16 protein-coding genes are annotated in these 21,640 nt (G+C 64.4%); 11 read left to right on the top strand and 5 right to left on the bottom strand.

Annotated elements, in window-relative coordinates:
- Positions 1-66 precede the first annotated feature (66 nt).
- The 3 genes from NE850_RS14905 (at position 67) to NE850_RS14895 (ending at position 4,636) form a co-directional block, all read left to right on the top strand.
- Entirely contained in the window at positions 67-2,502 is a 2,436-nt protein-coding gene (locus tag NE850_RS14905) for a 3-hydroxyacyl-CoA dehydrogenase/enoyl-CoA hydratase family protein (protein WP_165184415.1), read from the top strand.
- A gap of 20 nt (positions 2,503-2,522) precedes the next feature.
- The gene (locus tag NE850_RS14900) at positions 2,523-3,722 is read left to right on the top strand and encodes an acetyl-CoA C-acyltransferase (protein WP_165184418.1); all 1,200 of its coding nucleotides are present in this window, start codon (positions 2,523-2,525) and stop codon (positions 3,720-3,722) included.
- A gap of 143 nt (positions 3,723-3,865) precedes the next feature.
- A complete protein-coding gene (locus tag NE850_RS14895) occupies positions 3,866-4,636 on the top strand; it encodes an enoyl-CoA hydratase (protein ID WP_035517709.1) in 771 nt (256 codons plus the stop codon).
- Positions 4,637-4,769: 133 nt separating this feature from the next.
- Here NE850_RS14895 and fdhD read toward each other — a convergent pair whose 3' ends face one another.
- Positions 4,770-5,609, bottom strand: coding sequence for a formate dehydrogenase accessory sulfurtransferase FdhD (gene fdhD / locus NE850_RS14890; RefSeq protein ID WP_007179330.1), 840 nt, complete (start codon positions 5,607-5,609; stop codon positions 4,770-4,772).
- A 148-nt stretch (positions 5,610-5,757) separates the two neighbouring features.
- Between fdhD and NE850_RS14885 the strand changes: the two genes are divergently transcribed.
- Complete coding sequence (locus tag NE850_RS14885; protein ID WP_007179329.1) at positions 5,758-6,234, top strand: nitrate reductase associated protein; 477 nt, start codon at positions 5,758-5,760, stop codon at positions 6,232-6,234.
- A gap of 173 nt (positions 6,235-6,407) precedes the next feature.
- Complete coding sequence (locus NE850_RS14880) at positions 6,408-9,518, top strand: EAL domain-containing protein (RefSeq protein ID WP_007179328.1); 3,111 nt, start codon at positions 6,408-6,410, stop codon at positions 9,516-9,518.
- A gap of 19 nt (positions 9,519-9,537) precedes the next feature.
- Here the strand turns inward: NE850_RS14880 and NE850_RS14875 are convergent, their stop codons facing one another.
- The gene (locus tag NE850_RS14875) at positions 9,538-10,152 is read right to left on the bottom strand and encodes a glutathione S-transferase N-terminal domain-containing protein (protein ID WP_007179327.1); all 615 of its coding nucleotides are present in this window, start codon (positions 10,150-10,152) and stop codon (positions 9,538-9,540) included.
- A 159-nt stretch (positions 10,153-10,311) separates the two neighbouring features.
- Between NE850_RS14875 and NE850_RS14870 the strand changes: the two genes are divergently transcribed.
- Positions 10,312-11,244 carry a LysR substrate-binding domain-containing protein gene (locus tag NE850_RS14870; protein ID WP_007179326.1) on the top strand — a complete coding sequence of 311 codons (933 nt, stop codon included), beginning with the start codon at positions 10,312-10,314 and terminating at the stop codon, positions 11,242-11,244.
- 188 nt (positions 11,245-11,432) lie between these two features.
- The gene (locus NE850_RS14865; protein ID WP_007179325.1) at positions 11,433-11,765 is read left to right on the top strand and encodes a DUF4148 domain-containing protein; all 333 of its coding nucleotides are present in this window, start codon (positions 11,433-11,435) and stop codon (positions 11,763-11,765) included.
- Between the two features lie 149 nt (positions 11,766-11,914).
- Here the strand turns inward: NE850_RS14865 and NE850_RS14860 are convergent, their stop codons facing one another.
- Complete coding sequence (locus NE850_RS14860; RefSeq protein ID WP_007179324.1) at positions 11,915-12,310, bottom strand: acyl-CoA thioesterase; 396 nt, start codon at positions 12,308-12,310, stop codon at positions 11,915-11,917.
- Between the two features lie 284 nt (positions 12,311-12,594).
- Here NE850_RS14860 and NE850_RS14855 point away from each other — a divergent pair, with 284 nt between their 5' ends.
- Positions 12,595-14,484: an ABC transporter ATP-binding protein/permease gene (locus NE850_RS14855; protein WP_007179323.1), complete on the top strand. Its 1,890-nt coding sequence runs from the start codon at positions 12,595-12,597 to the stop codon at positions 14,482-14,484.
- Between the two features lie 137 nt (positions 14,485-14,621).
- On the opposite strand, the gene murU is transcribed toward NE850_RS14855, so the two are convergent.
- Positions 14,622-15,347 (bottom strand): N-acetylmuramate alpha-1-phosphate uridylyltransferase MurU, encoded by a 726-nt coding sequence (gene murU, locus NE850_RS14850; protein WP_007179322.1) that lies wholly within the window; start codon positions 15,345-15,347, stop codon positions 14,622-14,624.
- 3 nt (positions 15,348-15,350) lie between these two features.
- A complete protein-coding gene (locus tag NE850_RS14845; RefSeq protein ID WP_007179321.1) occupies positions 15,351-16,430 on the bottom strand; it encodes an aminoglycoside phosphotransferase family protein in 1,080 nt (359 codons plus the stop codon).
- A gap of 222 nt (positions 16,431-16,652) precedes the next feature.
- On the opposite strand from NE850_RS14845, the gene NE850_RS14840 reads away from it, so the two are divergent.
- From NE850_RS14840 to pdxA, 3 genes are all read left to right on the top strand, one after another.
- Complete coding sequence (locus tag NE850_RS14840; protein ID WP_007179320.1) at positions 16,653-19,022, top strand: LPS-assembly protein LptD; 2,370 nt, start codon at positions 16,653-16,655, stop codon at positions 19,020-19,022.
- Between the two features lie 67 nt (positions 19,023-19,089).
- Positions 19,090-20,451 (top strand): peptidylprolyl isomerase, encoded by a 1,362-nt coding sequence (locus NE850_RS14835; protein ID WP_007179319.1) that lies wholly within the window; start codon positions 19,090-19,092, stop codon positions 20,449-20,451.
- Between the two features lie 5 nt (positions 20,452-20,456).
- Entirely contained in the window at positions 20,457-21,467 is a 1,011-nt protein-coding gene (pdxA, locus tag NE850_RS14830; protein ID WP_007179318.1) for a 4-hydroxythreonine-4-phosphate dehydrogenase PdxA, read from the top strand.
- Positions 21,468-21,640 lie beyond the last annotated feature (173 nt).

Below are 21,640 nucleotides of genomic sequence, written 5' to 3'. Positions count from 1 at the left end.
TCAGCCACCTGTCGCGAAGCGTCCAACCAGGCTTCGCGACCTCGCATAACTCCCCGGAGGAACGACGTGAGCAATCTGATCATTCGCAAGGTAGCCGTGCTCGGCGCCGGCGTGATGGGCGCGCAGATCGCCGCGCACCTGATCAACGCCAAGGTGCCCGTGCTGCTGTTCGATCTGCCTGCCAAAGAAGGCCCGAAGAACGCGATCGCGTTGAAGGCGATCGAGAATCTGAAGAAGCTGTCGCCGGCGCCGTTCGGCGTGAAGGACGACGCGCAATACATCCAGCCCGCGAACTACGACGACGACATCGAAAAGCTCGCCGAATGCGACCTCGTGATCGAAGCGATCGCCGAGCGCATGGACTGGAAGCACGACCTTTACAAGAAAGTCGCGCCGCATCTCGCGCCGAACGCGATTTTCGCGACCAACACGTCGGGTCTGTCGATCACGGCGCTCTCGGAAGGTTTCTCTGACGAACTGAAAGCGCGCTTTTGCGGCGTGCACTTCTTCAATCCGCCGCGCTACATGCATCTGGTCGAACTGATCCCGACCGCGACCACGCGCCCGGAAATTCTCGATCAACTCGAGTCGTTCCTGACCAGCGTGGTCGGCAAGGGTGTCGTGCGTGCGAAAGACACGCCGAACTTCATCGCCAATCGCGTGGGGATTTTCTCGATTCTCGCCGTCGTCACTGAAGCCGCGAAATTCGGCCTGCGTTTCGACGAAGTGGACGACCTGACCGGCGCACGTCTGGGCCGCGCGAAGTCGGCCACGTTCCGCACGGCGGACGTGGTCGGTCTCGACACGATGGCGCACGTCATCAAGACGATGCAGGACACGCTGAAAGACGACCCGTTCTATCCGGTCTACGAAACGCCTGCCGTGCTGGCCGAGCTGGTGAAGAAGGGCGCGCTGGGTCAGAAGACCGGCGGCGGCTTCTACAAGAAGGAAGGCAAGGCGATCAAGGTGCTCGACTCGAAGACCGGCGAGTACGTGGACGGCGGCGCGAAGGCGGACGAACTTGTCGGCCGCATTCTGAAGCGCCCGCCGGCTGAGCGTCTGAAGCTGCTGCGCGAATCCGAGCATCCGCAGGCTCAGTTCCTGTGGGCGATTTTCCGCGACGTGTATCACTACATCGGCGTGCATCTGGAATCGATCGCCGACAACGCGCGCGACGTCGATCTGGCGATCCGCTGGGGCTTCGGCTGGAACGAAGGCCCGTTCGAAGGCTGGCAGACGGCCGGCTGGAAGCAGGTCGCCGAGTGGGTGCAGGAAGACATCGCGGCCGGCAAGGCGCTCTCGAACGTGCCGCTGCCGTCGTGGGTGCTGGAGGGACCGGTGGCCGAGAAGGGCGGCGTGCATACGAACGAAGGTTCGTGGTCGCCGGCTTCGAATACGTTCGTGCCGCGCTCGTCGCTGTCGGTCTACGACAGGCAGGTGTTCCGTGCGCCGCTGGTCGGCGAAACCGCGGCTGATCCGAAGACCTACGGTAAGACGTTGTTCGAAACCGACGCCGTGCGCGCATGGGTCGACGATCGCGCCGGCGAGAACGACGTACTGATCGTGTCGTTCAAGAGCAAGATGAACACGATCGGACCGTCGGTGATCGACGGTCTCACGCAGGCGATCGAACTGGCCGAAAAGGACTACAAGGGTCTGGTGGTATGGCAGCCGACGTCGCTGAAACTCGGCACGCCGGGCGGCCCGTTCTCCGCGGGCGCCAACCTCGAAGAAGCGATGCCGGCCTTCATGATGGGCGGCGCGAAGGGCATTGAGCCATTCGTGAAGAAATTCCAGCAAGGCATGCTGCGCGTGAAGTACGCGAGCGTGCCGGTGATCTCGGCCGTGTCGGGCATCGCGCTCGGCGGTGGTTGCGAACTGGCGCTGCATAGCGCGAAGCGGGTCGCGCACATCGAAAGCTATCTCGGTCTGGTGGAAGTCGGCGTGGGTCTCGTGCCGGCGGGCGGCGGCCTGAAGGAAGCGGCATTGCGCGCGGCGGAAGCGGCGACCCAAGTGGGCGCGACCAACGACCTGCTGAAGTTCGTGCAGAAGTCGTTCGAAAACGCGGCGATGGCCAAGGTCTCGGCCTCCGCGCTCGACGCTCGTGCGATGGGCTACCTGAAGCCGTCCGACACGATCGTCTTCAACGTGTTCGAACTGCTCGACGTCGCGAAGAAGGAAGCGCGCGCGTTGTCGGCGGCGGGTTATCGTCCGCCGCTGCGTGTGACGCAGGTGCCGGTGGCTGGGCGTTCGGCGATTGCGACCATCAAGGCGTCGCTCGTCAACATGCGCGACGGCCGTTTCATCAGCGAGCACGATTTCCTGATCGCAAGCCGTATCGCGGAAGCGGTGTGCGGCGGTGATGTGGAAGCGGGCAGTCTGGTCGATGAAGAGTGGCTGCTGCAACTCGAGCGTCGTGCGTTCGTCGATCTGCTCGGCACGCAAAAGACGCAGGAACGGATCATGGGCATGCTGCAAACCGGCAAGCCGGTGCGTAACTGAGCGACCAGGGAGATTTCCAAATGGCAAAGCAATTGCAAGACGCATACATCGTCGCCGCGAGCCGCACGCCGATCGGCAAGGCGCCGCGCGGGATGTTCAAGAACACGCGCCCGGACGAACTGCTGGTCCACGCGATCAGGTCGGCCGTGGCGCAAGTGCCAGGTCTCGACACCAAGGTGATCGAAGACGCGATCATCGGCTGCGCGATTCCGGAAGCGGAACAAGGCCTCAACGTGGCGCGCATGGGCGCGCTGCTGGCCGGCCTGCCGAATACCGTCGGCGGCGTGACGGTGAACCGCTTCTGCGCGTCGGGCCTGACGGCGCTGGCGATGGCGGCGGACCGCATCCGCGTCGGCGAGTCGGACGCGATGATCGCGGGCGGCTGTGAATCCATGAGCATGGTCCCGATGATGGGCAACAAGCCGTCCATGTCGCCGCATATCTTCGATCGCAGTGAAGACATCGGCATCGCTTACGGCATGGGCCTGACGGCCGAAAAGGTCGCCGAGCGCTGGAAGATCAGCCGCGAAGCGCAGGACGCATTCTCGGTCGAATCGCACCGCCGCGCCGTCGCCGCACAGCAAGCCGGCGAGTTCAACGACGAAATCGCCGCGTACACGATCACCGAGCGCTTCCCCGATCTCGCCACCGGCGAAGTCCGCGTGAAGACCCGCGAAGTCTCGCTCGACGAAGGTCCGCGCGCGGAAACCTCGCTCGAAGGTCTCGCCAAACTGCGCGCAGTGTTCGCGAACAAGGGTTCGGTGACGGCGGGCAACAGCTCGCAGACCTCGGACGGCGCGGGCGCGCTGATCGTGGTGTCGGAAAAGATGTTGAAGGAATTCAACCTGACGCCGCTCGCGCGTTTCGTCAGCTTCGCCGTGCGCGGCGTGCCGCCGGAGATCATGGGCATCGGTCCGAAGGAAGCGATTCCGGCCGCGCTGAAGGCCGCCGGCCTGAAGATCGACGACCTCGACTGGATCGAGCTGAACGAAGCGTTCGCCGCGCAATCGCTGGCGGTGATTCAGGATCTCGGTCTCGATCCGGCGAAGATCAACCCGCTCGGCGGCGCGATCGCCCTCGGCCACCCGCTGGGTGCGACGGGCGCGATTCGTGCGTCGACCGTGGTGCATGGCTTGCGCCGCCGTAACTACAAGTACGGCATGGTGACGATGTGCGTCGGCACGGGGATGGGCGCAGCGGGCATCATCGAGCGCCTGTGAGCGTGATCGCCCCGGTGTTCAGCCCGGCGTTCGCTTCGGTCCACACGGCGAGCCTCGGGGCGACCCGTTAAGCACCGCACAACGGTTCGCAGGCCTTCCGGCTTGCGAACCGTTTTTTACATTCTGAGCAGAAGTACGAGGAGATGACAATGGATATTCTGGTCGAGCGCGCCGACGGCGTGCTGACGATTGCCTTCAACCGGCCCGACAAGAAAAACGCGATCACGGCCGCGATGTACCAGACGATGGCCGACGCGCTGGTTCAAGCGCAAGGCGACGCGGCGGTACGGGCGATCCTGATTCGCGGCGGCGCGGGTATTTTCAGCGCCGGCAACGATCTCGAAGATTTTATGAAGACGCCGCCGATGGGCGAAAACGCGCCGGTGTTTCAGTTCCTGCGCGCGATCAGTTCGGCGGAGAAGCCGGTGGTGGCGTCGGTGGCGGGGCCGGCGGTGGGCATCGGCACGACCTTGCTGCTGCATTGCGATCTGGTCTACGCGGCCGACACGGCGAGCTTCTCGCTGCCGTTCGCGCAGCTCGGCTTGTGCCCGGAAGCGGCGTCGAGCCTGCTGTTGCAGCGGGTGGGCGGCTATCAGGCGGCGGCGGAGAAGCTGCTGCTCGGCGAAGCGTTCGACGCCGCCGAGGCGCAGCGCATGGGCTTCGTGAATCGCGTGCTGCCCGCCGCCGAGGTGGATGCGTTCGCCGCTTCGCAAGCCGCGAAGCTGGCAGCGCTGCCGGCCTCGTCGCTGCGTGTGACGAAAAGCCTCATGAAGCGCGCGAGCCACCAGGAACTGCAAACGCAGATATCGGAAGAAGCCGTGCATTTCGGCAAGATGCTGCTCGCGCCGGAAGCCCGCGAGGCGTTCAAGGCATTCTTCGAGAAGCGCAAGCCTGACTTCAGGCAGTTCGACTGAGCGGCGGGCCTGAGCGCTTGAACCACTTCGGGCGCGAGCGCTCTGGCGTAAAGCGGACTTGCCAGCTTGTGCGGGCTCCAGCTGTTTGCATAGCTGGACGTTCCGCCCGCTCGCAGGTCAGGCGCGCCGCCGTTCAAAGCTGCGCCGGCTGCAACGTGTCGTAGTCGACGTAGCTCTTTTCGCGGCAGAAGCTCACCAGCCGCACGCCTGCTTTGCGGGCAATCGCAATAGCCAGCGAAGACGGCGCCGAGATCGTGGCGACCATCGGCACGCCGACGCGCGCGGCCTTGCGCACCAGCTCGTAGCTGGCGCGGCTCGACAGAAACACGAAACCCTCTTGGGTGTCCACGCGATCGAGCACGAGCTGGCCGATCAGCTTGTCGAGCGCGTTGTGGCGACCCACGTCCTCGAACGCGTAGCGGATCGCGCCCGCCGCGTCGCACCATGCGGCGGCGTGCAAACCGCCGGTCAGCCGCGTCAACGCCTGATGCTCGGGCAACTCGCGGGCGGCGCGCGCGATCGCGTCCGGCGCGAGCCGTTGCAGAAAGCCGGTGTCCGGCACACGTTCGGGTTCCAGATCCAGCAGATCGATGCTTTCGATGCCGCACACGCCGCAACCGGTGCGCCCGGCAAGCGCGCGGCGCTTTTCCTTGAGTGCGACGAATGCCTGCTGCACCACCTGTAGCTGCACTTCGGCGTGCGGCAATTGGTCGTCGTCATGCAGTTCGACCTCGATATCCTGAATGTCGCTGCCGCGCTCCACGATCCCCTCGGAAATGGCGAATCCGACCGCGAATGCTTCCAGATCGCGCGGCGTGCACATCATCACCGCGTGCGAAATGCCGTTGAAGACGAGCGCCACCGGCCATTCCTGACCGACGTGGTCGGTGACGGTTTCGACCTCCGCGCCGCGATGCCGGCGCACCTGGCGCTCCACCGCGCCCGGCTGCCCGGCTGTTTCCAGTTCGTTCAAGCTAGTACTCCTTTGCCATGCTGCGCCCGCGTGAGCGGCCGGCGGGCTCGTGCGTTGCCGCCAGACCGCGCCGCCGTCGCGCGAATAAGGTTCTAAAATACCTCAAGCCGGGCTTGCGCGTTGCCCGCCATCCACGAGGGACACTGTCATGGGACTCAACGAAGCGCCGCTTCTGTTCAACTTCGAGGTCGAGTCTTCGGAGAATTTCACGTTTATCCCGATGTCGGTGCGCTTCAACCTCGACCGGTTCGGGCTGCGCATCTCGCTCCAGCAATGGCAGCAACTGCCGCTCGAAGACCGCAAGCTGCTGGCGCGCTTCCCCGTCGAGGAAGACGCGGAAATCGAGCCGAACTTCGATCATGCCCTGTTCGAAATGCTGCGCACCCACGCGAACGTCGAGCCGGAGTGGTTCACGCCCGAGGAAGCGCCGGCCTGGCGCCGCACGGATAGCGTGCCGGAGGGCATCGCGCATCAGGCGCAACTGGCCGGCATCGCCGCGCCGGGCGTGGCCCGCTGGGCCGAACTGGCGCCGTTCAAGCGCTACGTGCTCGCCAAGCTGTCGCGCAAGCCGGAGGCCAACCACGACTTCGTCCCGGCCATGAAGGAGTTCGGTGCGGTCGGTTAGGTGCAGCCGGCCAGGTGCAGCCGGACACGTTTTTTTCATCCACTACCCTCAACCTGTTCCGAACCCTGCCGTTATCCAAGGGTTGGCGCGTAAAGAAACTCGTATCGATGCGGCCCGATGCATCGAAAGCGACCGCGCGCTCCCGCCGGCAGAACGATTGACGTTCGGAATCCATGACTCCTTTTCTATCGAAGCGGCTGCTGATCAATATAGCGGTCGTCGCCGCGGCGGTCGGCGCGAACGCGTTCGTCGCCTACACGCAGATTTGCGGCCAACGCGATGCCGACGCGCGCATGCTGCGGTCCACGAGCGTGCGCCAGAACCTCGACGCCTACCAGTCGGCGCTCGACGGCGGCCTTGCCGCGCTCGGCCGCTTCGAGACGTCGGGCGAGTCCGCGCCGGCCGGCGCTGCGACCGGCATGGCCGCGACGCTCACGCGTCTGGAGCGCGACCTGCGCAGTGAACTTGCCGGCGAACCCGCCATGCTCGACGCGCTCGCCAAGCTGAGTGCGGACAGCCATGCGTTGCAACACGACATCGACCACGCGCTGCTAAGGAGCGCCGACTCCGGCGCGAGCGCCTCGCGCGCATGGGCGGCCTCGACCTACACCCATCTCGGGCTCGGCCTGGATCGCGTCGAAGCCGCGCTGGCCGCGCTGCGCGGCGAGGAGAACCGCGCCTTGCGGGCCTCGCTCGCGGCGTCGGCGAGCGAAACCCAGCGGGCGATGTTCCTGCTGATCGTGACGATGCTGGCCGGCAGCGTGCTGCTGATCTACACGTTCGGCGCCCGTGAAAACAGCGCGCGCGAGAAGCTGCGCACCGTCCGCGCGCTCGGCCGCAACGACGAACGTTTTCGCGGCCTGTTCGACGATCATCCGGTGCCGATGTATATCGTCGATCGCGAGACGCTGCGCTTTCTAGCCGTCAACGCGGCGGCGATCCAGCAATACGGCTATTCCGAAAGCGAATTTCTCGGCATGACGGTTCGCGCGATCCGGCCGAAAGCCGAAATCCCGCGTCTCGAATCGCATCTGCAGCGCAGCGACGCGACCCACCACGGCCGAACGATGGCGGGTATCTGGCATCATCGGCGCAAGGACGGCTCGACGATCAGTGCCGACATTTCGTATCACGCGCTGAACTTCATGGGCCGCGCCGCGTTTTTCGTGCTGGCCGACGACGTCACCGACCAGATCAACGCGGAAGCCGAAGCGCAGCGTTCGAACCAGATGCTCGAAGCGGTGATCGACAATATTCCGCAGCGCATTTTCTGGAAGGATCTGGAGTCGCGCTACCTCGGCTGCAACATGGCGTTCGCGCGCGATGCGGGACTCGCGTATCCCGAGCAGGTGGTGGGCAAGAGCGACGCCGACATGCCGTGGCGCGACTTCTCCAGTCTGCTGAACGACCACGACAGGGAAGTAGTGAGCACCGGCGTGCCGAAGATGAATTTCGAAGTCGATCTGATGATCGACGGCGTGCACCGCACCACGGTCACGAGCAAGCTGCCGTTCACCGACGGCGAGGGCCGCGTGATCGGCGTGCTCGGTTCGTACACGGATATCACCGAGCGCAAGCGCGCCGACCTTGCCTTGCGCCTGCAAAGCCGTGCGCTCGATGCGAGCGTCAACGCGATTCTGATCACCGCGCCGTCGCCGGCCGGCAACCTGATCGAGTACGTGAACCCGGCGTTCATGCGCATTACCGGCTACGACGCAGCCGAGGCGATCGGCCACGATTGCCGCCTGCTGCAGCGCGACGACCGCGACCAGGAAGGCGTCGCGCTGATCCGCCAGGCGCTCGCGGCGAACCGTGAAGTGAGCGCGGTGGTGCGCAACTATCGCAAGGACGGCGCGTTGTTCTGGAATCAGCTCTTCATCGCGCCGGTGCCGAATCAGGACGGCGTGATCACTCACCACATCGGCGTGATCAACGACGTGACCGATCTGATGCGCTATCAGGAACAGCTGGAATATCAGGCCAACTACGACAGCCTGACGCGTCTGCCGAACCGCAATCTGCTGCGCGACCGTCTGCAGCACGCGTTGATCGTCGCGCAACGGCAGCACAAGGGCGTCGCGGTCGTGTTCATCGATCTGGACGGTTTCAAGAACGTCAACGACAGCCTCGGCCACAGCGTGGGCGACCGGCTGCTGAGCGTGGTTGCCGAGCGCCTGGCACGTTGCACGCGCACGAGCGATACGGTGGCGCGGCATGGCGGCGACGAGTTCGTGATCGTGATGACCGATACCGTCGACGAACAGTCGTTGATCGCGTGGATGGAGCGCGTGCGCGTGTCGATCTCCGAACCGGTCTGGCTCGACGGCACCGAGCTGTACGTCGGCTGCAGCATGGGCGCGAGCCTCTTCCCGCAAGACGGCGAAGATGCCGAAACGCTGATGAAGAAGGCCGATCTCGCGATGTACCGCGCCAAGGACATGGGCCGCAATACGTTCCAGTTCTATCAGCCGGAAATGAATGCGAGCGCGGGCACGCGTCTGAATCTCGAGCGGCGCTTGCGCCGCGCGCTGCGCGACAACCAGTTCCTGCTGCACTACCAGCCGCAGGTGGATATTGTGAGCGGACAGATCGTCGGCACCGAAGCGCTGGTGCGCTGGCGCGATCCGGAAGTCGGACTGGTGCCGCCGTCGTCGTTCATTCCGGTCGCGGAAGAAAGCGGGCTGATCGGGCCACTCTCGGAGTGGGTGCTGCGCGAGGCGTGCCGCCAGAACAAGGCCTGGCAGGATGAAGGCTTGCCGCCGGCGCGCGTCTCGGTGAATCTGTCGGCGCGCGTGTTCCAGCAGCGCGATATCGCCAAGCTGGTCATGCAGGTGCTGGACGAGACCGGCCTCGAGCCGCAATACCTTGAACTCGAACTGACCGAAAGCACCATCATGCGCAACGCCGAAGAAGCCGTGTCGATGCTCAACGAACTGCACGCGCTCGGCATCGGCCTTGCCATCGACGACTTCGGCACCGGCTATTCAAGTCTCAGCTATCTGAAGCGCTTCCCGGTGGACCGCCTGAAGATCGACCGCTCGTTCGTCTCCGACATCGGCGTATCGGGCGACGACGAAACGATCACCTCGGCGATTATCGCGCTCGCGCACTCGCTGAAATTGCAGGTGATCGCCGAAGGCGTGGAGACGTCCGCGCAGCTCGACTTCCTGAAAGAGCGCGCCTGCGACGAGATGCAGGGCTTCTACTTCGCGAAGCCGTTGTCGACGGACGCGATTTCCGAACTGCTGCAGGGCGGCGTGGGGCGCGAACTGGCAACGGTGTGAGCGTTTGCGCCCGGTATGCTCATTGCGCCGGCGTGCTCAGGAAAACCGGCAACGCTTCCGCCATTTCGGAGAACGACTGCAGAACGGGATGCGCCGTCTTGCTGACCATTCCCGGCAGCATCATTTGCGTAAATTGCCAGGCCACCGCTACGGTGACGTCGGCCGCGTCGAACTGATTGGCCGCGACCGGCAGCGTCGCCGCCGCGAGGTCGCGTTCGAGCTCGGCGTAAGCGGCGAACAACTGCGTGCTCACGCGCTCGATCCACGGCTCATGCTGCTTCTCCTCCGGCCGCAGATTGCGTTCGTAGACGATCTGCACGGTCTTCTCGCACGCGGCAAGCGCGAGGCCCGTGAGACGGGCGGCGCGCAAGGCGGCGTCGGGCCGTGTCGGGAAAAGCCGCTGGTCCGCCCCGGCGAGCGTGGCGAGGTACTGGAGAATCACGGTCGAATCCATCACGGTCTGGCCGTTGTCGGCGATCAACGTGGGCGCCTTCACGACCGGGTTGATTTTCGCGAACTGGTCGTAGGTGCTGAACACCGAGATCGCATCGTGCTCGAATTCGAACTTCAGCAGTTTGAGGCAGATAGCGACCCGGCGTACGTAGGGCGAATCCAGCATTCCGATCAGTTTCATCTCATTCCCGTTAGAACATCTATCATGGCGCGCCCGGGCCGCGGTGCTCTCGCGGTTCCCATGCCGGCACGGACCTGGGCGCTTTGAACCGATAGATTAAGCATCTCCGTACATCAAAAAAAGCGACAATTAACGACGATTTACGTCAGAATTTCTTACATGAAACCGATCCCGCCTTTGACCGCGCTGCGCTGCTTCGAGGCCGTCGCCCGCCTGGGCGGCGTGACGCAGGCGGCGCGCGAGCTGCATGTTACGCACTCGGCGGTGAGCCAGCAGATCAAGGTGCTGGAAGAGTCGATGGGTGTCGCACTGTTCATGCGCGAGGCGCGCGGGCTGCGGCTGACCGAGGAGGGCCGGCTTTACGCGCTCGACATCCGCATGGCGCTGCGCGATATCACGCATGCCACGCGCCGCGCGCAGGCGCGACCGCACGAGAGCGAACTGGTGATCACGACCTTGCCGTCGTTCGCTCAGCATTGGCTCGTGCCGCGTCTCGCCGGCTTTCGCGACGCGCATCCGTACTACCGGATCCGCTTGCTGACGAGTTTGCAGGTCGAGGACTTCCGCCAGGGCGTGAGCGATATCGGCATTCGCATGGGCCAGGGGCATTGGCCCGACGTCGCGCAACAGAAGCTGTTCGACGACGAGATGGTGGTGGTCGCGGCGCCGCATTTCGCGCTCGCGCCAGATGGGCGCCTTCCCGTCACCGCCCGGGACGTGATGGCCTGTCCGCTGATTTCGAGTCCCGATACACCGTGGCATGACTGGTGTCAGGCGGCACAGGTGGCAGAGCCGGCCGAAGGTGCCGTGGTGTTGTCGGCGAACGATTCGAATCTCGTGATCGCCGCCGTGCTGCAAGGCCAGGGCGTCGCGCTCGAACGGCGCAGTCTCGTCGCGTATGCGCTCGCGCGGGGCGAACTGCTGCAGATCACCGATATTCGGGTGCCGTACCCTTATCCGTACTGGCTGGTGTGGCAGCAACGCGAAATCCTCAATGCCGCGCAGGCGCATTTCGCGCAGTGGATAGAAGGTGAGGTCGACGCCTATCTGCGCAACGGCAGCGCACCTGTGACGGCGATTCGTGCGGGGTAGCCCGTGCCGGTTCGCATAAACCGTTTTTCGAAAAACGCTTCGGTCGGATATATTCGTGGTTCCCATCTCAGACTGCGCTGGGAACCACGAAGCACCGATTCACGTGGCGTTGCGCCCGCTTTTCGCTGCTCGCACCGGGTCATGGGCGTTTCGCTGTCGACTATTCGCCAATCCGACTGGAGAGAACAATGACGTCGTCACCTGCAAAGAAACTGTCTGTGTTGCTGGCATTGGTTGTACTGAGCGTGGCGTGTGCTGCGCCGGCGTTTGCGCAAAGCGGCGGCGGTGGCCCGGCGGGGAGCGATTCTGACGCGGCCATTCCGTCGGCCGCATCGAAGGCTGCTCCGAGCACCAAGGCTCAGCGCAAAGCCGCGCGCAAACAGGCGCGGGCGAAGAAAAACGCCGAGTTGAAAAAGTTGGAGGCCAACGGCTATCAGCCGTCGCGTAACGATCCGAACTATCCGAGCGACATTCAGAACGCGCAGAAGAAGGCGGGAATCGGCACGGCGGCGAGTCAGTAAGGCATAGCGCCGAAGAAGCCGAAGCCGAAGCCGAAGCCGAAGCCGAAGCCGAAGCCGAAGCCGAAGCCGAAGCCGAAGCCGAAGCCGAAGCCGAAGCCGAAACACAACGAGGCGCCTGAGCGCCTCGTTTTTCGTTTACCGCGAGCCGCTCAATCCAGCACCGGCAGCGCGCGCGGACGCCGGTCGCTGTCCGTGGCGACATAGGTCAGGGTGGCTTCGGTGACTTTCACGAGGTCTTCGGTGAGGCTCATGCGTTGCGCGTAGACCTCGACCTCGACGGTGACCGACGTATTGCCCGTCTTGACGATATCCGCGTAAAAGCTCAGCAGATCGCCGACGAACACCGGCTGCTTGAACACGAACGAATTGACCGCGATGGTCGCCACCCGCCCGTTGGCACGGCGGCTTGCCGGAATCGAGCCGGCAATGTCCACTTGCGCCATGATCCAGCCGCCGAACACGTCGCCGTGGACGTTCGCATCCGAGGGCTGCGGCACCACGCGCAGCGCGCAGTGCTTTGGCGGGAGTTGAAGAAGATCGGTCATCGGGGCACCCTTGAGAAACGTGTTGGTTCGGTCGGCTGGACCAGCAGGCGGGGCAATTCACGACAACGGTACGGCACGAACCGCGCGGCCAACGTGCCACCCACGGCGGGACAACCCATGAAAAGCGGCGCCAGCCGGCTTCTGCGACAATAGAAAGATCAGGAATTGTACGGGAAAGCGCCCAGCCGGGTCGCGCGACAAAATGCAGTGTGCCGGGCCGGCATGCCGCGGTCGGCGCGCCGCTGCGAACTCCGGCACTTCCACACTCTCCCCCAGCCGATCCCATGCGCCGCACGCCCTCGTCCGAACTCTCCCCGATCTCCACCCAGCCGCGCAACGACTGGCAGACGATTCTGTCGCTGCTGCCGTATCTCGCCACGTATAAATGGCGGGTCGGCTTCGCGCTGAGCTGCCTGATCGGCGCGAAGGTTGCCAACCTGGGTGTGCCGATCGTCATGAAGCGGATCGTCGACAGCCTCGCCTCGGTGCAGCATCTCACCGCACTCGGCCGCACCAACGATTCGCCGGGCATCGTTCTGCTGGGCGGCGTCGGCCTGATGGTGGTCGCGTATGCGGTGGTGCGGCTGTCCACGTCGCTATTCACCGAACTGCGCGAGATTCTGTTTTCGAAGGTGACCGAAAGCGCGGTGCGGCAACTGGCGCTGAAAGTGTTCCGCCATCTGCATGCGCTGTCGCTGCGCTTTCATCTCGAACGGCAGACCGGCGGCATGTCGCGCGATATCGAGCGCGGCACGCGCGGCATCACGCAACTGATCTCGTATTCGCTGTACAGCATTCTGCCGACGCTCGTCGAAGTCGGGCTCGTGCTCGGCTTTTTCGTCGTCAAATACGAGGCGTATTACGCGGTGGTCACGTTCATCGCGCTCGCGGTGTATATCGTTTTCACGGTGAAGGTCACGGAGTGGCGCACGCATTTTCGCCGCACCATGAACGATCTCGATTCGAAGGCGAATTCACGCGCGATCGATTCGCTGCTGAACTACGAGACGGTCAAGTACTTCGGCAACGAAGAGTGGGAAGCGAGCCGTTACGACGAAAACCTGAAGCGCTATCGCACGGCGGCGATCAAGTCGCAGCGCTCACTGTCGGCGCTGAACTTCGGCCAGCAGGCGATCATCGGCACCGGGCTCGTGTTCATTCTGTGGCGCGCCACGCAAGGCGTGATGGCCGGGCGTCTCACGCTCGGCGATCTGGTGCTGATCAACACCTTCATGCTGCAGCTTTATATTCCGCTGAATTTTCTCGGCGTGGTGTATCGCGAGTTGAAGCAGAGTCTCACCGATATGGACCGCATGTTCACGCTGCTCGGCGCGGCGCAGGAAGTGCCCGACCTGGAAGGCGCGCCCGCGCTGCGCGTGAGCGGCGCGCAGGTGCGCTTCGAGCATGTGAACTTCGCGTATGAACCGGCACGCCAGATTCTGCACGACGTGAGCTTCACCATTGCGGCGGGCACCACGACGGCGGTGGTCGGCCATAGCGGCTCGGGCAAATCGACCCTCGCGCGGCTGATGTTCCGCTTCTACGATCTGGACCGCGCGACGGGCGGCGCGATCATGATCGACGGTCAGGATATTCGTGACGTCACGCAGGATTCGCTGCGCGCTTCGATCGGGATCGTGCCGCAGGACACGGTGCTGTTCAACGACTCGATCTATTACAACATCGCTTACGGGCGCCCCTCGGCGTCACGCGACGAAGTGATAGCGGCGGCGCGTGCGGCGCATATTCACGAGTTCATCGAGGGGTTGCCGAAGGGCTATGAGACGCCGGTCGGCGAGCGTGGCCTGAAGTTGTCCGGCGGTGAGAAGCAGCGCGTGGCGATTGCGCGGACCCTCCTCAAGAATCCGCCCATTCTGCTGTTCGACGAAGCGACTTCCGCGCTCGATTCGCGTTCCGAGCGCGCCATTCAGCACGAGCTGGATCAGATCGCCCGCGAGCGCACCACGCTGATCATCGCGCACCGGCTTTCGACGGTCGTGCATGCGCAGCAGATCATCGTGATGGACAAAGGACGGATCGTCGAGCGCGGCACGCATGCCGAACTGTTGCGCGCGAACGGGCTGTTCGCGCAGATGTGGGCTTTGCAGCAGCAGCGCGCGACCGAGGCGCCGGAGTCGGCGGAAACGGTCGGCGCGGGAGACGTTGGGCGATAGACTGGTGCGGCGATTTTTGGGTGGTCGCGTGGTAATCGGTGCGGCGTTAAACTCAGGCGCCGGACGCCGGACGCCGGACGCCGGACGCCGGACGCCGGACGCCGAGGCTCGAGCCTTGAGCGCCGGGCACCCCACGCCTAGCTCCCGGCTCCTGCCGTGCGCAAGCGCTGATCCAACTCCCCCAACTGCGCGGGCGTGCCGACGTTCTCCCACAAGCCTTCGTACAACTCGCCGCTCGCCAGACCGCGTGCAATCGTCTCGCGGTAATACGGCGTCAGCGCGCGCCGCGTGCCGCGCGGCAGATCGCGGAACATGCGGGTGTCGTAAAGACCGATGTTGCCGAACGTGAAGCGCGGCTGGGTCTCGAGCGACAGCGCGCCTTCAGCCAGACCGAAGTCGCCTTCCGGATGGAACGCCGGATTGGGCACCATCACGAGATGCATGCCCGGCTCGGGCAACGCGGCGAGCTTCCTTGCACGCGCATTCAACGTGGCGTAATCGAAGTCCGCGTACACGTCTCCGCTCACCGCGACGAACACTTCGCTCGCTCCGTTATCTTCGAGCAGCGGCAACGCCTGCACGATGCCGCCCGCCGTCTCCAGCGCCTCGCGCTCGGGCGAGTAGCGCAACGCCACCTGCCAGCGCGAGCCGTCGCCGAGCGTGGCTTCGATCTGCTCGCCGAGCCACGCGTGGTTGATCACAATGGTACGAAAGCCCGCCAGCGCGAGCCGTTCGATCTGCCAGACGATCAGCGGCTTGCCGCCCACTTCGAGCAAAGGCTTGGGACGCGTGTCGGTCAACGGACGCATGCGCTCGCCGCGGCCCGCGGCGAAAATCATCGCTTTCTTCAGGTGCATCGTCATCGGTCAGAAGGTGTAGCCGACTTCATTCGCGCGGCCTTCGAGATCGTCGAGCAGCCTCGCGAACGGACGCAGCGGCGCATAGCGTTCGGCGACCTTGCGCGCATAGCCGATGAAACGCGGCAGATCCTTCATGTAGTGCGGTTTGCCGTCGCGGTAGTTGATCCGGCAAAACAGGCCCAGCACCTTGATGTGCCGTTGCAGACCCATCCATTCGACCTGGCGGTAGAACTCGCCGAAATCGGGATCGACCGGCAGACCGGCCTTTTTTGCCCGCTCCCAGTAGTACACGAAGCAATCCAGCTCGAACTCTTCGTCCCAGCTCAGGAACGCGTCGCGCAACAGGGAGGCGACGTCGTAGGTGATCGGGCCGTACACCGCGTCCTGGAAGTCCAGCACGCCCGGGTTGACCGGCGCAGGCTCGGCGGCGACCATCAGGTTGCGCGGCATGAAGTCGCGCAGCATGAACACCTGCGGCTGCGCGCGGGCGCTCGCGATCAGCAGCGCGAACGTGCGGTCCAGCACGCCACGGGTCTTTTCGTCGGCCTCGCGGCCCAGATGCCGGCCGAGAAACCACTCCGGCATCAACTCCATCTCACGGCGCAGGAAGGCTTCGTCGAAGGGCGGCAGCACGCCTTCGCGCGAGGTGAGTTGCCAGCGGATCAGCGCGTCGAGCGCGTCGCGCATCAGCGTGCGGGCGCGGCGCGGGTCATCCCGGTTTTGCGCTTCGGTCAGCGCGCCGAGGTACGAAGCGGCGCCCAGATCCGTGACGAGCATGAAGCCGGCCTCGAAATCGACCTCCAGCACGCGCGGCACGTGCACGCCGGCGGCTTCGAGCAATTGCGCGACCTGCACGAATTCGCGGCACTTTTCGGGCGGCGGGGCGTCGACGGCGATCAGCGTGCCGACGCTTTCGCCTTCCGCCGCCTTACCGGCGAGCCGGAAATAGCGGCGGAAACTGGCGTCGGACGAAGCCGGAACGAGGGTGTCGAGCTCGAGCGCATAGCGCGCCGCGTGGCCTTGCAGCCAGGCTTTGAGCAGTTCGAGACGGGTGTCGGGAGAGTCTTGGAGTGGGGGCAGCGTCATGAAAACCGGCGGCAAATTCAGAGGGGCAACGTCTTGCCATATAATACCCCACGACTTTTTTGACGCGGCTCACGCCGGCTTTCGCGTATTCCGCTTTACCGCCCGCCTCATCGTTCTACAGATTGTAAATATTGATGTGCAGCCGACTGTCACGGTCGGGGTGTGCAGGCGGTGGACCGTGACTGCAGAAGCTGACGGACGAGCCGATTCGCCAAACGATACATGCCGCCTAGACAGCTTTCCCAAACGATTCCCTCTTGTGCCGTAGTGCCGCGCAAAAGGCGGCTCGTCGCGGCGTTGATCGCCGCTCCGGGCCTGATGCCCGCGCTTGCGCACGCCCAGCTGGTGGGGGAAGCTGCGCAGCCGCAACCGATCGACGCGCCTTGGGGCATGCAGCTCGCTCCGCAGCTCGAAGAACGTCCGCTGCAGCCGGGCCAGAAGCCGGCCACGTTCGTGCTCGGCGACACGACGAGCGGCACCACCGACCAGGACATGGCCGCCAAGGGCTCGGCCGAGGTGCGCCGCAATACGGTCGTCATCAAGGCCGACGCGCTGCATTACGACGAAGACACGGACATGGCCGACGCGTACGGCTCGGTCCACGTGGTCAACAACGGCAACTCGTTCGTCGGGCCCGAAGCGCATATGCGCGTGGATTCGAGCGAAGGCTTCATGACCGCGCCGAAGTACCACTTCAACGTGACGGGCGGCTCGGGCAGCGCGGAGCGCGTCGATCTGCTCGACAACGAGCGTTCGGTCTTCACGAAGGGCACGTACACGGCCTGTGCGTGCGCGGACGATCCAGCCTGGTACATCAAGGGCAGCGAGTTCGATTTCGACACCGGCGCGGACGAAGGCGTCGCGCACAACGGCGTGCTGTTCTTCCAGGGCGTGCCGGTCTTCGCCTCGCCCTGGCTGTCGTTCCCGCTCTCGGGTGAACGGCGCAGCGGGGTTCTGCCGCCCACGTTCTCGCTGAGTTCGTCGAACGGCTTCGAACTGTCGGTGCCGTATTACTTCAACATCGCGCCGAATCGCGATCTGACGCTGACGCCACGTCTGATCTCCAAGCGCGGTGTGCAGTTGCAGTCCACGTTCCGCTATCTGTCGCCCACGTATTCCGGCTCGATCACCGGCGAATTCCTGCCGGACGACCATCTGACCAAGACCAACCGCTACGCGCTGTACATCCAGCACAACCAGAACTTCGGCAACGGGTTCGGCGGCTACATCTACTACAACAAGGTCTCGGACAACACCTATCCGGAAGACCTGTCGTCGTCGGTCAACCAGTTCATGAACGGCACCCAGCTCCTGTATCAACAGGAAGCCGGGTTGACCTACAACAACGGCCCGTGGTCGGTGCTCGCGCGCGAACAGCACTGGCAGACGCTCACGCCGTCCGTGGCGCCGTACGGCCGCGAGCCGCAGTTGAACGTGAAGTACGCGAAGTACAACGTCGGCGGCTTCGACTACGGCGCGGAAGCCGACTACTCGAATTTCCGCATCACCACCGCGGACATGACTCAGGGTCAGCGGGTGATGTTCAACCCGTACCTTTCGTATTCGGTGGTCGGGCCGGGTTACTTCGTCACGCCGAAGGTGCAATGGCACTTTGCGTCGTACAACCTGAACCACCTGAGCGCCGCGGACGCGGCGGCCGGCACGCCGAAAAACTTTACCGAATCGATCCCGACGCTCTCCTTCGATACGGGACTGATCTTCGACCGCTCGGTGCGGATCTTCGGTCAGGATTACATCCAGACGCTCGAACCGCGCCTGTACTACGTGTACACGCCGTATCGCAACCAGCAGTCGGCCCCGCTGTTCGACACCGCCGATTCGGACTTCGGGCTGGCGGAAATCTTCACGCCGAACACCTTCGTCGGCAACGACCGGATCGCCGACGCGAACCGCCTGACGGCCGCCCTCACCACGCGTTTCATCGACGCGGCCACGGGCGACGAACGGGCGCGTTTCGTGATCGCGCAGCAGTACTACTTCCAGGATCAGCGGGTCACGCTGCAATCGACTCAAACCAGTGCGCAGGCCACGCATTCGGACCTGATCGCGGGTGCGTCCTTCAAGCTCGGCGCCGGTTTCGCTTCGGAAACGGCGTTCCAATATAATGCCGACAACAACCAGTTGGTGAAGACGAGCATCGGCTTCGGGTTCAGTCCGGCCACCGGCAAGGTGATCAACGTCGCGTATCGCTACACCCGCGCGAACACCACGCTGGACAACACGCCGATCAATCAGGTGCTGATTTCGGGCCAATGGCCGCTCACGCACCGGGTGTACGGGGTCGGCCGCTTCAATTACGACCTGGGCGGGCATCGGATCGTCGACGGCCTGATCGGCCTGCAGTACGACGCGGACTGCTGGACGCTCGGCGCCGGGATTCAGCGCTATGCGAACGGCCTGAACACGTCGGGGCAGAATCAGTCGAGCACGCGGTTTCTCGCGCAGTTGACGTTCAAGGGCTTGTCGAGCGTCGACAACGGGCTGATGACCGCATTCCGCAGCAGCGTGGCGGGTTATACGCCGTTGCCGCCGCCACCGCCGCCGGAATCGCGTTTCACCAATTACGAATGACGCTCGCCCGATCATTTATAAAGTGCGAAAAGACGGGCCAGGCGCGCCCGACATCATTGGAGTATCTGTGGCAATCATGAAAAAGCTTCGCTTGGCAACGCTTGCGGCCGGTCTTGCGGCCGCGGCGTCTTTCCTGTCGGTTGCGCCGGTGCAGGCGCAGGCGCTCTCCGGCAGTAGCGGCCAGACGGTCGACACCATTGCCGCAGTGGTCAACAACGGTGTCATCACGCGGCGGGAACTCGACGAACGCATGGGCCTGATTACCCGCCGCCTGAACCAGCAGAACGCGCCGGTTCCGCCAATGGACCAGCTGCGCCAGCAGGTGCTCAACCAGATGGTGCTGGAACGCATCCAGTTGCAGAAGGCGAAAGAAGACGGCATCAATATCGACGACGCCACCGTGCAAAAAACGCTCGAACGGCTTGCCGCGGCGAACAACCTGACACTCGACGTGTACCGCTCGCGGATCGAGGCGCAAGGCGTGCCCTGGAGCACGTTCACCAGCGACGCGCGGACCGAACTCACGCTCTCGCGCCTGCGCGAGAAGGAAGTGGATAGCAAGGTCACGGTCTCGGACGCCGAAGTCGCGAACTACATTGCCAGCCAGCGCGGCCCGAACGCCGGCCTGACGAGCGACCTGCATCTGCAGCACATTTTCCTGAAGGCGCCGCTGAACGCGTCGGAAACCGATATCGAAGCGGCACAGCGGAAGGCTCAGGCATTGCTCGCCGAAGCCAAGGGCGGCGCCAACTTCGAAAAGCTGGCGAAGTCGAATTCGCAAGCGCCGGATGCATCGAAGGGCGGCGATACGGGTTTCGTTTCGCCGTCCAAACTGCCGCCTGAATTCGTCAAGGCTGCGTCGACACTGCGTCCGGGCGAGATCAATCCGGATCTGATCCGCACCAACGACGGTTTCGAAATCGTGCGTCTGGTCGATCGCCGCACGGGCCAGGGCACCAGCTCGGATGCGCCGAAGCTCGTGCAAACGCACGTGCGTCACATTCTGCTGCGCGTCGGCGACGGCATGTCGGAGCCGCAAGCGCGTCAGAAGCTGCTCGAAATCAAGAACGAGATCGCCGCGGGCGGCGACTTCGCCAAATTCGCGCACACTTACTCGCAAGACGGTTCGTCGTCGCAAGGCGGTGACCTCGGCTGGATCAGCCCGGGCGAGACGGTGCCGGAATTCGAGCGCGCCATGAACAGCCTGCAGGACGGCCAGATCAGCGACCCGGTCCGCAGCGAATATGGCTACCATCTGATTCAGGTGCTGGGCCGCCGTGAATCCGAAGGCTCGGTCGCGCAGCAGATGGATCTGGCGCGCCAGGCCATCGGCCAGCGCAAGGCGGAACAGGCCTACGCCGACTGGTTGCGCGAATTGCGCGACACCGCATACGTAGAAGTGAAGCCCACGCTGTCCAGCACGCAATAACCGTCATGACAACCGCTGCCCAGTCCGCCCGCCCACCGTTGCAGATCGCGATCACGACCGGCGAGCCCGCCGGCGTCGGCCCCGAACTGACGGCGCAGGCACTCGCCGGCGCGGCGGCGCATTGGCCCCACGCGCAGTTCATCGTGCTGGGCGACGCGGACCTGCTGGCCGAACGCGCGCGCGCCGTGGGTGTCGATTGGAGCGCGCTGGTGGCGGACGGCAAGCGCGTGCGCCTGCAACACCGGCCGCTTGCGGCGCCTGCGGTCGCGGGCAAGCTGAACGCGGCCAATGGCCGCTACGTGCTCGATCTGCTCGACAGCGCGATAGACGGAGCGGTGGCCGGCACCTTCGACGCGATCGTGACCGCGCCGCTGCAAAAGAGCACCATCAACGATGCCGGGGTGCCGTTCACCGGCCACACCGAATATCTGGCCGAGCGCACGCATACACCGCGCGTGGTAATGATGCTGGCCGGCACCGGCAAGCGCCCGTTGCGCGTCGCGCTGGCAACCACGCATCTGCCGCTCAAGGATGTTTCCGCCGCGCTGTCGATCGAAGGCATTCTCGAGACGCTGCGCATTATCGATCACGATTTGCGGCACCATTTCGGTTTGCCGGCGCCACGTATTCTCGTGACCGGGCTGAACCCGCACGCGGGCGAAAACGGTTATCTGGGCCGCGAGGAAATCGAGGTCATCACGCCCGCGCTGAAGCTCGCGGATGCTCAAGGCATCGACGCGCGCGGCCCGTATCCGGCCGACACGCTGTTCCAGCCGCGTTACCTGGAGCAGGCCGACTGCGTGCTGGCCATGTTCCACGATCAGGGTCTGCCGGTGTTGAAGTACGCCACCTTCGGCGAAGGCATCAATATCACGCTCGGCTTGCCGATCATCCGCACCTCGGTCGATCACGGTACCGCGCTCGATCTGGCCGGCACGGGCCGCGCCGATGCGGGCAGCCTGATCGCCGCGATCGATACGGCGGTGTCGATGGCGCAGCATCGCCGCGCGGGCTGAATCGGCGCCGCGGCGGCGCAACTCCTTGTGGGTTCGTTGCGCGTTTTTTACCGTGTACGCTGCCGCTGCCGCTGCCGCTGCCGCTGCCGCTGGGCGGGTGTGGCACGGCGCGTTCGTGCCACAAAGCGCATCGAGCAGCAGGTTCTTTTTCTCAAGCAGTTCTCTTTCTTAGC

Origin of the sequence: Paraburkholderia sp. USG1 (assembly GCF_031570135.1) — a bacterium.
GTDB classification, from domain to species: Bacteria; Pseudomonadota; Gammaproteobacteria; order Burkholderiales; family Burkholderiaceae; genus Paraburkholderia; species Paraburkholderia dioscoreae.
This window is presented reverse-complemented; position numbering and strand designations above follow the sequence as displayed.

Coding starts and splice junctions, on each gene's coding strand:
- NE850_RS14900 (WP_165184418.1), top strand. CDS start 2,523: ATGGCAAAGCAATTGCAAGACGCATACATCGTCGCCGCGAGCCGCACG.
- NE850_RS14895 (WP_035517709.1), top strand. CDS start 3,866: ATGACAATGGATATTCTGGTCGAGCGCGCCGACGGCGTGCTGACGATT.
- NE850_RS14885 (WP_007179329.1), top strand. CDS start 5,758: ATGGGACTCAACGAAGCGCCGCTTCTGTTCAACTTCGAGGTCGAGTCT.
- NE850_RS14880 (WP_007179328.1), top strand. CDS start 6,408: ATGACTCCTTTTCTATCGAAGCGGCTGCTGATCAATATAGCGGTCGTC.
- NE850_RS14875 (WP_007179327.1), bottom strand. CDS start 10,152: ATGAAACTGATCGGAATGCTGGATTCGCCCTACGTACGCCGGGTCGCT.
- NE850_RS14870 (WP_007179326.1), top strand. CDS start 10,312: ATGAAACCGATCCCGCCTTTGACCGCGCTGCGCTGCTTCGAGGCCGTC.
- NE850_RS14865 (WP_007179325.1), top strand. CDS start 11,433: ATGACGTCGTCACCTGCAAAGAAACTGTCTGTGTTGCTGGCATTGGTT.
- NE850_RS14860 (WP_007179324.1), bottom strand. CDS start 12,310: ATGACCGATCTTCTTCAACTCCCGCCAAAGCACTGCGCGCTGCGCGTG.
- NE850_RS14855 (WP_007179323.1), top strand. CDS start 12,595: ATGCGCCGCACGCCCTCGTCCGAACTCTCCCCGATCTCCACCCAGCCG.
- murU (WP_007179322.1), bottom strand. CDS start 15,347: ATGACGATGCACCTGAAGAAAGCGATGATTTTCGCCGCGGGCCGCGGC.
- NE850_RS14845 (WP_007179321.1), bottom strand. CDS start 16,430: ATGACGCTGCCCCCACTCCAAGACTCTCCCGACACCCGTCTCGAACTG.
- NE850_RS14840 (WP_007179320.1), top strand. CDS start 16,653: ATGCCGCCTAGACAGCTTTCCCAAACGATTCCCTCTTGTGCCGTAGTG.
- pdxA (WP_007179318.1), top strand. CDS start 20,457: ATGACAACCGCTGCCCAGTCCGCCCGCCCACCGTTGCAGATCGCGATC.